This window comes from Curtobacterium caseinilyticum (assembly GCF_030363035.1).
Taxonomy (GTDB): domain Bacteria; phylum Actinomycetota; class Actinomycetes; order Actinomycetales; family Microbacteriaceae; genus Curtobacterium; species Curtobacterium caseinilyticum.
In genome coordinates, this window is sequence record NZ_JAUCMN010000002.1 from 36,839 (window position 1) to 51,580 (window position 14,742).

General features: G+C 73.0%; 13 protein-coding genes. 2 read left to right on the top strand and 11 right to left on the bottom strand.

Going from position 1 to position 14,742, the window contains the following annotated elements:
• Window positions 1–50: 50 nt before the first annotated feature.
• On the top strand, window positions 51–1,076 hold the full coding sequence (locus QUG93_RS02720) for a LacI family DNA-binding transcriptional regulator (protein ID WP_289472094.1): 1,026 nt from the start codon (window positions 51–53) through the stop codon (window positions 1,074–1,076).
• On the opposite strand, the gene QUG93_RS02725 is transcribed toward QUG93_RS02720, so the two are convergent.
• The 9 genes from QUG93_RS02725 to QUG93_RS02765 all read right to left on the bottom strand — a co-directional run bounded on the left by QUG93_RS02725 (window position 1,052) and on the right by QUG93_RS02765 (window position 11,434).
• On the bottom strand, window positions 1,052–1,849 hold the full coding sequence (locus tag QUG93_RS02725; RefSeq protein WP_289472095.1) for an HAD family hydrolase: 798 nt from the start codon (window positions 1,847–1,849) through the stop codon (window positions 1,052–1,054). The two genes, QUG93_RS02720 and QUG93_RS02725, sit on opposite strands and share 25 nt — an antisense overlap.
• A 171-nt stretch (window positions 1,850–2,020) precedes the next feature.
• Window positions 2,021–4,405, bottom strand: coding sequence for a glycoside hydrolase family 31 protein (locus QUG93_RS02730; RefSeq protein ID WP_289472096.1), 2,385 nt, complete (start codon window positions 4,403–4,405; stop codon window positions 2,021–2,023).
• Between the two features lie 54 nt (window positions 4,406–4,459).
• The gene (locus QUG93_RS02735) at window positions 4,460–5,350 is read right to left on the bottom strand and encodes a carbohydrate ABC transporter permease (protein ID WP_289472097.1); all 891 of its coding nucleotides are present in this window, start codon (window positions 5,348–5,350) and stop codon (window positions 4,460–4,462) included.
• A complete protein-coding gene (locus tag QUG93_RS02740; protein WP_289472098.1) occupies window positions 5,347–6,312 on the bottom strand; it encodes a carbohydrate ABC transporter permease in 966 nt (321 codons plus the stop codon). The genes QUG93_RS02735 and QUG93_RS02740 overlap by 4 nt, the downstream gene beginning before the upstream one ends.
• 44 nt (window positions 6,313–6,356) lie before the next feature.
• Window positions 6,357–7,667 carry an ABC transporter substrate-binding protein gene (locus QUG93_RS02745; RefSeq protein WP_289472099.1) on the bottom strand — a complete coding sequence of 437 codons (1,311 nt, stop codon included), beginning with the start codon at window positions 7,665–7,667 and terminating at the stop codon, window positions 6,357–6,359.
• 99 nt (window positions 7,668–7,766) lie between these two features.
• Window positions 7,767–8,579, bottom strand: coding sequence for a fructosamine kinase family protein (locus QUG93_RS02750; RefSeq protein WP_289472100.1), 813 nt, complete (start codon window positions 8,577–8,579; stop codon window positions 7,767–7,769).
• Window positions 8,580–8,612: 33 nt separating this feature from the next.
• Window positions 8,613–9,305, bottom strand: a complete 693-nt coding sequence (locus QUG93_RS02755; protein WP_289472101.1) for a response regulator transcription factor — start codon at window positions 9,303–9,305, stop codon at window positions 8,613–8,615.
• A complete protein-coding gene (locus QUG93_RS02760; RefSeq protein WP_289472102.1) occupies window positions 9,293–10,516 on the bottom strand; it encodes a sensor histidine kinase in 1,224 nt (407 codons plus the stop codon). The genes QUG93_RS02755 and QUG93_RS02760 overlap by 13 nt, the downstream gene beginning before the upstream one ends.
• A 69-nt stretch (window positions 10,517–10,585) precedes the next feature.
• Window positions 10,586–11,434: a LysR family transcriptional regulator gene (locus QUG93_RS02765; RefSeq protein WP_289472103.1), complete on the bottom strand. Its 849-nt coding sequence runs from the start codon at window positions 11,432–11,434 to the stop codon at window positions 10,586–10,588.
• Window positions 11,435–11,504: 70 nt separating this feature from the next.
• Here QUG93_RS02765 and QUG93_RS02770 point away from each other — a divergent pair, with 70 nt between their 5' ends.
• Complete coding sequence (locus QUG93_RS02770; protein WP_289472104.1) at window positions 11,505–12,434, top strand: DMT family transporter; 930 nt, start codon at window positions 11,505–11,507, stop codon at window positions 12,432–12,434.
• On the opposite strand, the gene QUG93_RS02775 is transcribed toward QUG93_RS02770, so the two are convergent.
• Complete coding sequence (locus QUG93_RS02775; RefSeq protein WP_289472105.1) at window positions 12,421–13,269, bottom strand: phosphotransferase; 849 nt, start codon at window positions 13,267–13,269, stop codon at window positions 12,421–12,423. The genes QUG93_RS02770 and QUG93_RS02775 overlap by 14 nt on opposite strands.
• Window positions 13,270–13,309: 40 nt before the next feature.
• On the bottom strand, window positions 13,310–14,662 hold the full coding sequence (locus tag QUG93_RS02780) for an MFS transporter (RefSeq protein ID WP_289472106.1): 1,353 nt from the start codon (window positions 14,660–14,662) through the stop codon (window positions 13,310–13,312).
• Between the last annotated feature and the right edge of the window lie 80 nt (window positions 14,663–14,742).

A 14,742-nucleotide genomic window follows, 5' to 3' on the forward strand; every position in this document is an offset into this window, starting at 1 on the left:
TCCGGCAATTTACAGCGCTGTAAAGCCCTCGTCAACGATACGGTGAGCGCGTGGACCGGGTCACGCTGCAGGACGTCGCGGAGCACGCGGGTGTCTCGATGAAGACCGTGTCGAACGTCGTCCGCGGGTACCGGCACGTCAGCGACGCCATGCGAACGCGGGTGCAGGCGTCCGTGGACGCACTCGGGTACCGGCCCAACGTGTCCGGGCGACGCCTGGCGACCGGCCGGACGGACATGCTCGCCTTCGCCTTCCCAGACCTCCGCCGGCCCTACTTCGCCGAACTCGCGCACGTGTTCTCCGAGGTGTGCGCCGCCCGCGGATACCAGCTCCTGCTCGAGGAGACCGCCGGGGTGCCGGGCGCTGAGCTCTCGGCCGTGCGTGGGCGCGAGGCAGGGGTCGTGGACGGCGTCGTCATCCACCCGCAGGTGCTGACCCCGGCCGAGATCGACCGCGAACGCGGGGACACCGCCGTCGTGTTCCTCGGCGAGGACGTCCGGCCGGAGGGCGCCGACCTCGTGGCGATCGACAACGTGCGGGCCGCGGCCGAGGCCGTCGCGCACCTCGCGGCCCTCGGGCGGCACCGGATCGGCTTCCTCGGCCACGAGGTGGGCGAGCAGTCCCGCACCTCGGCCTTCCGGACGGAGGGCTACCGCGACGGCCTCTCCGCGGTCGGGCTACCGTTCGACCCGTCGCTCATGGTGGCGCGGGAGATCGGTGACGCCCGCGGGGCGGAGGAGGCCTTCGGCCGTGCCCTCGACGACGGGCTCCGGATCGACGGCCTGCTCTGCCGTGACGACCTGGCCGCGGTCGGTGCCCTGCGGGCGATGCGCCTGCGTGGACTCGAGGCGCCCCGGGACGTGGCGGTGGTCGGGTGGGACGCGATCGGGCTGGCCGCCAGTCTGGTGCCGAGCCTGACCTCGGTCGCGCCGGACACGGTCGCGCTCGCCGAGGCCGCGCTCGACCGGTTGCAGGAGCGCATCGAGGGACGCCCGGGCGAGGGGCGGGCGGTGACGGTCGGCCACCGGCTGCTGGTGGGGGAGAGCGCGCCCTACCCGGACGGCTCGGTCGACTGATCCCCGCGGACCGTCGTCCGGCCGTCGTGCCGGTGGGACGCCTCCGGAGCCTCCCGTCGGACCCGGCGCCGGGCCTCCCTGATGCTCGTGCGCTGCAGTCGCATCGTCGGCCACCCCGCCGCCCGCGCGTGGGCGGCGAGCCCCTGGTCCGGGTCGACCACCACGGGGTTCCCGACGAGCGACAGCAGGGGGATGTCGTGGCGGGAGTCCGAGTACGCCCAGCAGTGCTCGGGGTCCGCGCCGGTCCGGGCCAGGAGCGCACGCGCGGCGACCGCCTCGTGCTCCCCGTGCAGGAACGCCCCGTCGAGGAGGCCCGTGTGTGCGCCGTCCTCCACCTCGAACACGCTGCCCAGCGCGCCGGTCAGGCCGAGGCTGCGTGCGATCACGTCGGCCAGGAACGTCGGTGTCGCCGTGACGAGCCACACCTGGTGGCCCTTCGCGAGGTGCTCCCGCGCGAGGGCGGCGGTCTCCGGCCACACGGACGGCTCGGTGTGGCGGGCCCGGACGTCGTCGGACAGCGCCGCCATGTCGGCGACCGTGATGCCCGTGATCACTTCGAGTCCACGGGTCTGTGCGGCGGCCAGGTGCCGGTCGTCCTCGCCACGGACCGTGAAGCGGGCGTGCTTCCAGCCGGCGCTGACGATGTCGCGCAGGGTGGTGAGGCGGGCGGCGCGGAGGCCGCGCACGAGGTGGAAGGCGCTCGCACCGTGGACGAGGGTGTCGTCCACGTCGAAGAACGCGAGGACCGGGGTGCCCGCCTGCTCGTCCGCCACCGGACCAGGCCAGGCGACGGGGCTGCGGGCCACGACCCGCGGCCGGGGGCGGGCTGCCGGACGGGGTGGGCTGCCGGTCGGGCGGGCTGCCGGTCGGGCGGGCTGCCGGCTCGGCTGCGACGTTCCGCGTGTCGATCGACGCGTGCGATGTCGCACGACGTGCAGCCGCCGTCACCGCTCCCCGGGGTGCACGCTCCCGAGCAGCTCGACCAGGGCGCTCCGCAGCGACCCGGGCAGCGCGACGGTCTCGAGCTCGGCGATCCGGTCGGCGCGGGGTGCGTCGCGGTCGACGACCTCCCACGCGGTGAGCTTCTCCGCATTGCCCGCCTGGGCACCCTCGAGGAGCTCGCGTGCGGCGTCGCGGGCGTCCACACCGATCGTGGGTGCCCCGGCGAGGGTCAGGACCGCGCCGGCGTCCGTCGCGACGTCCAGGTCGACCGAGAACCGGTCGGCCGACACCGCGTCGACCTCCTGCCCGGCCGCGGGCACCCCGAGGAACGTGACGCGCCACCGACGCCGGGCCGGCACGCTGCCGAGGTCGCCCTCGGCCGGGTCGATCCGGAACACGCCGCCGTCGTGGTCCCACGTGAGCGTGGTCCGGCACACGCCGTCCGTGCCCGTGCCCGTACCGACGTCGGTCCGCTCCTCCCGGTCCTCCACGAGGGTGAACGCTCCCGATGCGCCCGGGGCGACGACCACCTCGAGCGCGGCGGGGTTCACCGTCACGTCCGGCTCGTCCGGAGCGGCGAGCGGCAGGATCCCGCCGGCGCGCAGCAGTACGGGGATCGTGTCGAGCGTCCGGTGCAGGTCGACGAACCGGTCGCCGGCGTACGTCGTGCCGGTGAAGACGTCGGTCCAGGTGCCCGGCGGCAGCCACGCCGACGCCCGGCCCCGCAGCGTCACCGGGTCACGCGGCTCGACGATCGGCGCGACGAGCAGCTCCGACCCGAAGGCGTACTCGTTCGGCACCCGGTACGCCTCGTCGCGGTGCGGCTCGAGGTGGTACACCGGCCGGACGAGCGCGGTCCCGGCGGCGGCCCGGTGGTTCATCGTGTGCAGGTAGGGCACGAGCCGGTGGCGGAAGCGCAGGGCGTCGCCCATCGCGGCCCGGGGCTCGGCCGGGAACAGCCACGGCTCCTTCCGGATGAACGGGTTGTTCGCCGAGTGCAGGCGCATGATCGGCGAGAACACGCCGAACTGCACCCAGCGGGTGGCGAGTTCGTCGTCGCGTACCCCGCGCGTGTGGCCGCCGATGTCGTGGCTCCACCAGGGGTACCCGATGTTGGCGGCGGTCGCGGTGAACTCCGGTTGGAAGGCCAGCGAGGCCCACGAGACCACGGCGTCGCCGGAGAACCCCACCGCGTACCGGTGGCTGCCGGGCCCGGCGTAGCGCGAGAACGTCATGCCGGCCCCGCCGTCGCGCGCCGAGTCGAGCAGGTGGAAGTGGTTGAGCACCCAGAGCGGGTCGACTCCGGGGATGCCGGACGTCCGGCCCTGCTGCCAGTCGATCCACCAGAAGTCGACGCCCTGCTCCTCGAGCGGCCGGTGCAGCACCGCGAAGTACGCACGCAGGAAGTCCGGGTCCGTGGGGTCGAACGCGACCGTCTGCTCGGTGTCGGGGTCGATCCCCGTCGCAGCGGCCATCGCCGGGTAGGCGTCCTCGAACGCCCGCACGCCGTCCGCGGGGTGGAGGTTGAGCGTGGTCCGCATCCCGCGCCGGTGCAGCTCGGCCAGGAAGGCCGGCGGGTCCGGGAAGAGCGACGGCTCCCACGAGTACCCCGTCCAGCCGTTGCCGAAGCGCGGAGGGACGGAGTCGACGCGGTGCCAGTCCATGTCGATCACCGCGACGGAGAACGGCAGTCCCTCCTCGTCGAACCGGTCGAGCAGGGCCGTGTACGAGGCGTCCGAGTACGGGTGGTACCGGCTCCACCAGTTCCCGAGCGCCCACCGGGGCAGCAGGGTCGGCGGCCCGGAGACGGCGTGCAGGGCACCGAGCGCGGCGTCGTAGTCGCGTCCGTACGCGAAGACGCTCACGTCGCGCCGCCCGGAGACACGGCTGCCGACCCACCCGTCGTCCTCGAACAGGAACGAGTCGCTGTCGTCGAGCGCCACGATGCCGTCGCGGGCGAGCACCCCGGACTCGAGCGGCATCCGCCCGTCGACGTCGTCGAGGGTCCGACCGGTGCCGCCGAGGTCGCGGGGTTCCTGCCCCCACCGCCACCGGTTCGCGTCGGGACCGGAGGTCTCGACCACGAGCCCGGTGGCGCTGAAGGGGCGACCGTCGTAGCGGAGGGTGGCGCGGTCCGTGGTCACCTCGACGCCGTCGCCCCGCCGCACGACGGTGTACTCGGGCACCGGGAGACGTCGACGGACGGCGAAGGTCGACGCGCGGTCCTCGAAGCCGCCGTCGTCGCTCCACTCGATCCGGAAGAGCCCGTCCTGCAGCACGGTCACCCGCCAGTGGTCGCCCCGCACCACGGCGTCGTCGTCGGCGACGGGGTCGGAACCCGGGAACGGGCGGATGGTCGGCAGCGGGCCGTCGGTGGGGGTGTGCACGTCGGTTCGGTCCTGTCTCGGCCGTTCCGGCCGGTGTCGGTGGGGAGGCTCGGGTCAGCTCTTGACGGCGCCCTGCGTCACACCGCTGATCACCCAGCGCTGTGCGAACAGGTAGACGACGATCGTCGGGGCCATCGCCATGAGGTACGAGGCGAAGGCGACGTTGTAGTTCGTGCCGAACTGGCTCTGGAAGATGTTCTGGACGACGGGGAGGGTCTGCAGACCGGGGTCCGCGGTGATGAGCGACGGCATCATGAAGTCGTTCCAGGAGGCCAGGAACGCGAAGATGCCGACGGTGGCGTTCATCGGCCCGAGCAGCGGCAGGATGACGCGCCAGAAGATCTGCCACGTCGAGGCCCCGTCGATGCGTGCGCTCTCCTCGAGCTCGACCGGGATCGAGCGCAGGAACGCCGAGTAGAGCAGCACGCTGAACGACAGTTGGAACATGGCGTGCAGGATCGCGACGCCGACCGGGCTGTCGAGCGAGATCATCGCGGTGAGCTTGATCTGCGGCAGGGCGACCACCGGGAACGGCAGGAACATCGCCGCCAGCAGGTAGACGAAGGACCAGCGGAAGAAACGGCGGTGCCAGTTCCGCACGATCGCGTACGAGGCGAGCGAGCTGAGGAGCAGCGTCGCGACGACGGTGAGGGCTGCGACGCCGAGCGAGACCGAGAACGACACCGGGAAGCGGGTGAGCGTCCAGGCCTCGGCGAAGCTGGCGGGGTTGAACGGGAACGGCAGGGACAGCGCGTTGCCGTCGACGGCCTGGGCACTCGTCTTGAACGCCATGGCGACGGTGACGTAGAGCGGGACCAGGACGGTGAGGGACGCGATCGCCAGGACGATCGTCAGCGGGACGTCGACACGACCGAGCCGGCGTCGGCGGGGTTGGTCGGGCGTGGTGCGTGCGGCGGCGGGGGACCGGGTGTCGATGGCGCTCATGCGAGTCGGAGGTTCCTTCCGCGGGTCACTGCGAGCTGCAGGACCGAGATGAGGACGGTGATGACGAAGAAGACGGTCGCGTTGGCCATCTGGTAGGCGTAGTCGCCGCTCGTGAAGCCCGTGAAGATGGTCATCGCGACGCTGCTCGTCGCCGAGCCCGGTCCGCCGTTCGTCAGGCCGACGATGACGTCGTAGGCGCCGAGGTAGCCCTTCACGCCGAGCACCGTGTTGATGACGATGAAGCCGCCGATCAGCGGCAGCGTGATCGACCGGAGCTGCTTCCAGGCGCCGGCGCCGTCGAGCGAGCTGGCCTCGTAGACGTCGGTCGGGATGGAGGTGAGTCCGGCGGTGTAGACGAGGAGCGCGCCGGGGATCGTCTGCCAGGCGGACACGACCACGATCGCGAGCCAGGCGAGGTCCGGGTCGCCGAGGATGCTCTGCTCGAGCGGGCCGAAGCCGACCGAGGTCGCCAGGGCCGGCAGGGTGTTCGAGAACAGGAAGTTGAAGACGTAGGCGACGATGATGCCGGAGACGACCATCGGGATGACGAACACGGCGCGGAGCCCGCTCGCGAACCGCACGCGCTTCGTCAGCGCGATGGCCAGTGCCAGGGCGATCACCTGCGTGACGATCACCGTCACCACGGCGAAGCCGAGGGTGAAGCCGTACGAGCCCAGGATCGCCGGGTCGGACACGAGCGCACGGTAGTTCTCGAGCCCGAGGAAGTGCCACTGCCCGAAGCCGAGGTAGTCGGTGAAGCTGTAGAAGACGCCGACGCACGCGGGGGCGACGACGAACGCCGTGAACAGCACGAGGGCGGGCACGAGGAAGAGGTAGTAGACGCCCTCGGTGCGGCGCAGCGAGCCGACGCGACGGTGCACGCGGGACGCGACGGTCGCGGGTCCGGGGCGGGGTCCACCGGTGTCCGGTGTGCCGGGGGTCAGCGGGGTCTGGACGGTCATGAGCGCTCCTGGGGTCCTGGTCGGCGGTGCCGGGGTCGCGGCGGTCAGACCGTCGCCGAGCGGCCGGCGAGGCGTCGCCAGTCGGTGTCGAGCCGCCGCAGCATCGACTCGAAGTCGCCGCTGCGGATCGCCGTCTGCAGGTAGTTGCCGAGGGGGATGGAGGTGGGGATGAAGGTGCCGGCGCCCTGGTAGAAGGCGCCGCTGTCGACGTACTGCTGCAGGCCGGCCACGCGCTCGTCGGTCTGGGGAGCCGCGTCCTCGGTGGTCGCGAACGCGAGGTTGTCGAGGTTGTAGGCGTTGATGACGTCGGGCTGCATGAGGAACTCGACGAGCTCCCGCGCCTCGTCGAGGTGCGTCGTGGTCGTGGGGATCCACAGCCCGAGGTCGATGTTGACGCGTGCCTGCCGGTCGTCGGGGTCGTCGGACACCGGCAGCGCGAAGGTCCCGACGGGCAGCTCCGGATCGACGAGCGCGATCTGGCTGAGCGCCCACGGTCCCTGCAGGTACATCGCGACCTTCCCCTGTCCGAACGCCAGGTTGCCGTCGGCGTAGGAGCGGGTCGCGTGGTCCGGGTTGAAGAACGTCGAGATCGTCTTCGCGCGCTCCATCGGCACGGCGAAGTCGCGCTCGAAGGAGACCTCGGCGTCGGGTCCGACGTCCGTGCCGAGCGCCTTCATCTTGCGGAAGAACGCCCCGGTGTCGACCAGGCTGCCCACGGAGTAGTCGAACAGGCCCTGCCACAGCGTCCAGGTGTCGCGGTCGGTCGCGTACACAGGGGTGACGTCCGTCTTCGAGAGTGCCGTGCAGACGTCGACGAACTCGCTCCAGGTCGTCGGGACCGGGAGGTCCTGCTCGGCGAAGATCCGCTTGTTGTAGATGACGCCCGCGGCGGCGAGCGAGAAGGGCAGGACGCTGGTGCGGTCCTCGAAGGTCGCGTACTGGTTCGTCAGGCCGTCGATGCTCTTCCGGACCCTGCCCGCCGACGGCAGGTCGCCGAGGTCGCGGAGCACCCCGCGCTCGATGTAGCGGGCGAGCTCGAGGTTGTCGTTGAAGCAGCCGACGTCGGCCGGTTCGCCGCGGACGAACTGCGGCGCGATGGCGGTCGTGCTGTCGTGGACGACCCGGAGGCCGCGGTGCTCCCGCTCGAACCGTCGGAGGAGGTCGTCGAAGTAGGCGATCACCTCCTGCTTCTGCTCGTAGAAGCGCAGCGTCGTCCCGCCCGCCGCCGCGGTGCCCGAGGACGGCGCCGAGCAGCCGGTGAGCGCCAGCGCACCGAGGCCGATCCCGCCCGCGGCGCCCGTGAGGAACCCGCGGCGGCTGAGCGCCGCACGTGCCGTCGTCCTGCTGGTGACCATCGTTGCTCCCTCTCGCGCTCCGTCGCGCTCGCTCTGTTTTACAGCGCTGTAAACGCAAAGTCAACGGACGACGAGCAGTGCTCACCCGCAGGAGGGTCCTCAGGCGTAGCGGCGTGCGGCGCGCAGTGCGTGCTCGGTGTACGAGCCGCCGAACAGGAACACGTGCAGCAGCAGCGGCGCGAGCTGGTGGAGCTCGACGCGCTCCTGCCAGCCGTCCGCCAACCGCGACTCGGCGTCGTACCCGGCGAGCACCGTCTCGAGCCGGGGGAGCCCGAACAACGCCAGCAGCGCGAGGTCGGTCTCGGCGTGCCCGCCGTGCGGCGTCGCGTCGATGAGCACGGCGCCCGTCGGCTCCGAGGCGTCCGTCGGCCACAGCACGTTGCCCGCCCAGAGGTCGCCGTGGATCCGCGCCGGTGCGTCACCGACGAGCGCGGGCTGCGGCGAGCCGAGCGTGCCGTCCTCGAGCCGGTCGGCCACGCGGTCGAACACCGCGGCCTCGGCGGCGTCGAAGCCACCGCGGTCGACGATGCGCTGCACGAAGTCCCGGATGCGGTACTCGGCGAAGAACGCGCCCCAGGTCGCCGGTGCGTCGGCGGCGCTCGTGAAGGGCGTCCGCGACCGGCCCATCCGCAGGCCCCCGCGCGTCGGGAACCCGGGTGACGGCGCGCCCCAGTGGGCGGCACCGGCCGCGTGGGTCCGTGCGAGCGACCGTCCGAAGCGCTCGGCCTGGGCCTTCGTCGGGCTGCCGTCACGGATCTGCTCGAGGTGGAGCAGGGTCGGCTCCGGGTGGTCGAGCACACGGGCGATCCGGGTGCCGCCGGTCCCCTCGGCCTCGGCGAGCCAGGCCAGTCCGGCGGCCTCGGCGGTCGCCTCGTCGGGGTCGCGGAACGTCTTCACGTGGATCTCGGGCACGTGCCCATCCTGCCGACGGCGCTCGTCGGGCGTTCAGGCTCCCCGGCGGGCAGCGTGCACGACCAGGGCGAGCTGCACCCGGTTGTCGACGCCGAACTTCTCGTACACGTGCCCGACGTGCGTCTTGACGGTCGCGAGGGTCACGAACAGGTCGGCGGCGATCTGCGCGTTCGAGGCGCCGGCGGCCACGGCGAGCGCGACCTCGGTCTCCCGCTCGGTCAGGGTCGCCAGGAGTCGCCGTTCGTGCGCGCCGTCGGTCGGGGTCGCACCGGCGCCCGGCCCGGAGCCGTTCCCGGCGGCGACCGCGATAACCCGGTCGAGCACGGACGGCGACAGGATCGACCGGCCGGCGGCCACGGCCCGGACCGCCTGGACGAGCTCGTGCGGTGGCGTGTCCTTGAGCAGGAACCCGCGGGCTCCCCGGTGCAGGGCGCCGAGCACCAGCTCGTCGTCCTGGAACGTGGTCAGCACCAGCACGGCGAGCTCCGGACGCCTCCGGAGTTCCCGCTCGGTCGCGACCAGGCCGTCGCACCGGGGCATGCGGATGTCCATCAGCACGACGTCCGGTCCGGCCGCGGCGATGACGTCCTCGGCCTCCAGCCCGTCGCCGGCCTCGCCCACGACCTCGATGCCGTCGCCCCCGCTCAGGAGCAGTCGGAGACCGGCCCGGACGAGCTGGTCGTCGTCGACCAGGACGACGCGCACGGGCGCGGTCACGCCGTCCACGGGAGCACCGCCTCGACGACGTGCGTGCCGGAGGCGTTCCGACCGGCGGAGAAGGACCCGCCGAGGAGCCTCGCCCGCTCGGCCAGCCCGCGCAGGCCGTGCCCCGCCGGAGCCGCGTCGGGCGCCGCCGTGTCGGGCGTCGGCGTGTCGTGCTCGGCAAGCTGCGACGTCGGGTTCGTCACCCGGACCCGGAGCGCCGGCCCGCGCACGACGTCCACCGTGACGGTGACCGGCTGTCCGGTCGCGTGCCGCCGGGCGTTGGTCAGGCCCTCCTGCACGACCCGGTACGCGTGACGGCCGACGGCGTCCGGTGCGTCGGCGCTCGCCGGGTCCGTCGTCGCCGCGACGTCGGCGCCCGAGCGGCGCGCTTCGTCGAGCAGGGCCGGCAGGTCCCGCAGCGTCGGCTGCGGGGGTGCGGTGCCCGTCGTCGCGTCGGCCGGGTCACGCAGGACACCGAGCACGTCGCGGAGCTCGGTCAGCGCGGAGTGCGCCTCGGCACGGACCACGCCGGCGGCCTCGACGGTCTCCTCGGGCGAGAGCGAGCGACCGCGGTACTCGAGCGCCCCGGCGTGCAGGGCGACGAGGGAGAGCCGGTGCCCGAGCACGTCGTGCATCTCCCGAGCGAGGTGCGCGCGCTCCTGTCCGCGGGCTCGGTCCTCGCGGAGCTGTTGGTCCCGCTCGAGCAGGGCGGCACGTTCGCGCAGCCCGTCCAGCAGGGCCCGCCGCTGCCCGATGGCGATGCCGATCGCGACGAGCAGCGCGGTGCACACGACGGCCGCGATCGCGACCTGCCAGAGCGGGGTCGCCTCCTGGTCGGGGAACAGGTCCTCGCCGGCCATCGACGCGGCGACGAGCGCAGCGCTGCCGATCGCGATCTCCACCGGCCGACGACGGGTGACGAGCGACACGAGGGCCAGCGCGGCCGCACCGACCGCGAGCGTCGACACGGTACTGGCGGCGACGACGAGCACGCCGACGAGGAGCGGTGCCCGGTGGCGGAACGGCACGAGGACGACGGCGACGACCCCGACGGCGAAGTCGACGAGCAGGTGGGCGCCGAGGCGGCTGTCGCTGATCGTGCCGACATCCGTCGTCGACCAGACCGTGGCGAACAGGAACAGCCCGACGAGCACGACGACGACGAGCCGCCACGTCTCGGCCCAGACGCGGCGCGCAACGGGCACGGGTGGGCGGATCACGGTCGTCGTCATGCCCTCGAGCCTAGGAACACCCGGGTCGGCGCGGATCGTCCGAAGGTCGTAAGAAGCGAACGGGTGCCGTCAGACCGCGTCGACCAGTGCCTGCGCCAACGGGTGCCACGGACGCGACGCCGGCCCGCTCAGCACCAGCGTCCGCACGTACCGGGGCTCCACCGGCAGCATCACCAGGTCGTCCGGCAGCATCACCCGCCCGAGCGTCGGCACGATCGACACGCCCTCGCCCCGCTGGATCATGCCGAACATCGTGCTCATCTCCCGGACCCGGTGCGCCCACCGGAACGGCTGGCCGGCGAGCTCGTGCATCCGCTGGATCTGGTGCTCGCACCCGCCGCCGCCCGCGACCAGGCCGTCCTCGTGCAGGTCGTCGAGCGTGAGCGCCGCCGTCGCCGCGAGCGGGTGGTCCCGTCGCACGACGGCCCCCATCTCGTCCCGTGCGACGACCACGCCGCCCTCGGGCACGGGCGACGGGTCGACGAGGACGGCGGCGTCGACCGTGCCGCCCTCGAGCCACTCGGACATCTCGTCGTCGTCGCCCTCGTAGACCTGCACGTCGACGTCGGGCAGCGTGACAGTCCACAGCTCGCGGAGCCGCGGCAGCAGGCCCTGGCAGACCGTCGGGACGGCGGCGAGACGCACGGTGCCGCGGGCCGTGGCGGGCCGCACCACTGCCTCCAGTGCGTCGACGGAGGCGAGCACGCTGCGGGCGTGGGCCAGCATGCGGTCGCCGAGCGGCGTGACGAGCGCGGCGCCGCCGCGGCGCAGGACGGGACCGCCGACCTCGCGCTCGAGGCCCGCCACGGCGTGGGACACGGCGGACTGGCCGACGCCGAGCGCGACCGCCGCCCCGGTGAAGGAGCCGGCGTCCGCCGCGGCGACGAACGCGCGGAGCTGGGCGATCGACAGCGGCATGCGTACTCCTCATGGGCTCATGCAGCCCATTCGTTTGCCGCATGGGCCGTCGGTGTCGACACTAGGCGTTGTGAACGCCCTCCTCTACGTCCTGGTCGCCCTCACCTGGGGCTCGAGCTTCTTCTTCGCGAAGATCGGGCTCGAGGGACTCGCGCCACAGCAGGTCGCCACGGTGCGGACCGTGCTCGGGGCGGTCACACTCGTCGTCGTGCTGCTCGTGACCCGGCGCCGGTGGCCGCGGGACCGTCGGGTCTGGGGACACCTCCTCGTCGTCGCGGTGTTCCTCAACGCGGTGCCGTCGTCGCTGATGGCATGGGCGGAGCAGACGGTGCCGTCGGGACTGGCGAGCATCTACAACGCGACGACGCCGATCATGACGCTGCTCGCACTCGCGGTCCTCGTGCCGTCGGAACGACTCGACCGGCGGCAGCTCGGCGGGATCGCGCTCGGGGTGGTCGGCGTGCTCGTGCTCGTCGGGCCGTGGGACCTCGTCGGCGACCCGGCCGTCCTCGCGACCCTACCGGGGCAGCTCGCCCTGCTCGGCATGACGGCCTCGTACGGCATCGGCCTCGCCTGGCTCCGCCGCTTCGGCGTCGGCAGCGGGCAAGACCCGACGACCGTCGCGACGGTGCAGCTCACCCTGGCAGCGGTGCTCATGCTGCTGGTCGCGCCCGTCATCGCGACCGGTCCGGTCCGGCTGGACTGGAGGATCGTGGCCGCGATGGTCGCGCTCGGTGCGGTCGGCACCGGGCTGGCCTACGCCTGGAACACGCGCCTGGTCGGCGCGTGGGGCGCCGGTCGCGCGTCGACCGTGACGTACCTCACGCCCGTCGTCGGGGTGGCACTCGGCGTCCTCGTGCTCGGGGAGCCGCTGCGGTGGAACGAGCCCGTGGGCGGTCTGGTGGTGCTGCTCGGGATCGCGCTCGCGTCCGGGGTGCTCGGCCGCCGGCGCACATCGTCACCTGCCGCGGGAGCGGCCGCGCCGGTCAGAACGCGCTGAGGGCGTCCTGCAGCATCCGCCTGCCCTGCGCCTCGAACGCCCCGTCGCCGACGGTGAACGCCCACACGGCCGTCCCGACCGCCTCGCGCAGCTGCAGCCACCGCCAGTCGTCGGCGTCCCGCGGGTCGTCGCCGTAGCCGTCGAAGAAGGCCCGTTCGAGTCCGGGTGACCGGTCCCAGTGCAGGACCGCCAGCCGGGTCAGGTCGGACGCGGCCGGGCGGAGCGCGAAGCGGCCGAAGTCGATCGCGTGCAGGCGCCCCTCGTGCACGATCCAGTTGCGCGGGTGCCAGTCACCGTGCGTCGGGACGAGCGTGACCGGGTGCGGCTCGGCGGACCGCAGCAGCGCGCGAGCGCGGTCGGCGGTGGCCGGGTCGATCCGGTGCGGCGCGTCCAGCGCGCGGAGGGACTTCGCGGTCTCGGCACGCAGGTGCTCGGCGTCGAGCCGGGCGGTCTGGTCGTGGAAGCGGCGAAGGATCCGCCCGGCCTGCCGGTGCACGTCCGCGGACGTCTCCTCGGTACTGCCCAGGGCGAGGTGGCCGGGAACGCGTCGGAGGACGAGCACCCGGGCGCCGGGGTCCGCCGCCACCAGCGGAGGGGTGTCGCCGTCCCGGACCAGGTCACCGGTCCACTCGCGGTGGGCGAGCAGTTCGCGGGGGAAGTGCGAGTTGTCCGGGCCGGACGCCTTGACGGTGTGGTCCCCGTGTTCGCTCCGGACGTGCAGCACCCGGGTGTCGAGCAGACCCCACGAGTCGTCCGACGCGATCACCGCGCCGGGCAGCGTGCGCGTGATGAACGCGATCTGCGCCGCGTCCAGTCCGCTCTCGTCCCACTCCACGAGGGCATCCTCGCAGGTACCTGCTCGCCCGTCCGGGCGGTCAGCGTGCGGTGGGCACCTTCGCCTGCTGGCGCAATGGCTGGGTGCTCGTGTCGTGCAGACCCTTCCCCGTCGTCTCCGGCGCCATGACCTGCGACAGGACGGCACCGACGACGCAGACCGCGGCGGCGATGAGCATGCAGGGTCCGATGCCGATGGCGTCGATGCCGACCGGCAGCAGGAACGTCCCCGCGGCCGCGCCGATCCGGCTGCACGCCGCCGCGAAGCCGACGCCCGTCGAACGCACCTCGGTCGGCAGCACCTCGATCGGGTAGACCGCCGTCAGGTTGCCCTGCGCGGCGTTCATGAACGAGAACACCGCGAAGCACAGCACGACGACGATGCCGGGTGCCGAGCCCCAGAGCCCGACGACGGCCAGGGCGCCGGCCATGATCCAGAACGGTGGGACGAGCTGTCGGCGTCGGCCGATCCGCTCGATGGTCAGCATGCCGACCAGGGCGCCGATCGCCGCCATGGCGTTGACGATGATCGTGCCCGTCGCCTCGTCGCGCAGCTGCAGGGACTCCAGGACGGTCGGCGCGAACGTGAAGATGGCGAAGTACGGCGCGACGTTGCACGCCCAGAAGAGCGAGATGAACGCCAGGCGCTGCCGGTTCTCCTTCGAGAACAGCACGCGGTACCCGCCGCTGCGTTGTTCCTCGGCCGCGTACTGCTCCTGACGGAAGTAGGCATCCCCGCCGAGGTGCTCGGCGACGATCGCCCGCGCCTCGTCGACGCGGCCGCGGGAGAGCAGCCACCGCGGCGACTCCGGGAAGCCGATCCGGGCGATGGCCGTGACGATCGCCGGGACGCCGCTCACGACCAGGACCCAACGCCAGCTGATGCCCGCCCAGTCGATCATCGCGTACGCCGTCACGACGGCCACGAGGTAGCCGCCGTACCAGCACACGAGCAACCCGGACAGTCGTCGGCCGCGGTCCCGCGAGGGGGCGAACTCGGCGAGCATCGCGGCGCCGATCGCGTACTCCGCACCGATCGCGATGCCGAGGAGCACCCGGACGACGAAGAGCTGCCAGCCGTCGGCCACGAACGCCTGCGCGAACCCGAGCACGATGAAGGCCAGGACGTCGATCGTGAAGACGCGCTTCCTGCCGAACCGGTCGGTCAGCCAGCCCGCGAGCGGGGCGCCGACGAAGATGCCGATGAGCGAGCTCGCCCCGATCAGACCGGCGAGGACGGGGTCGAGACCGAGTGCGATGGTCAGCGACGGCAGCACGACGCTGATCAGCCCGAGGTCGAAGCCGTCGAGGCCCTCGCCCCAGGCGCACGCGAAGGTCATGCGGCGCAGGAACCCGGCGCGGCCCGGGGCCTCGGTGGTCGAGCTGATCGTCATCGTCGTCGCTCCTCCTGCGTCGGCAGGGGTCGGCGCCCGTCGGACCGTAGGCCGGGTGTGCCCGAGCAGGGCACAGGAAG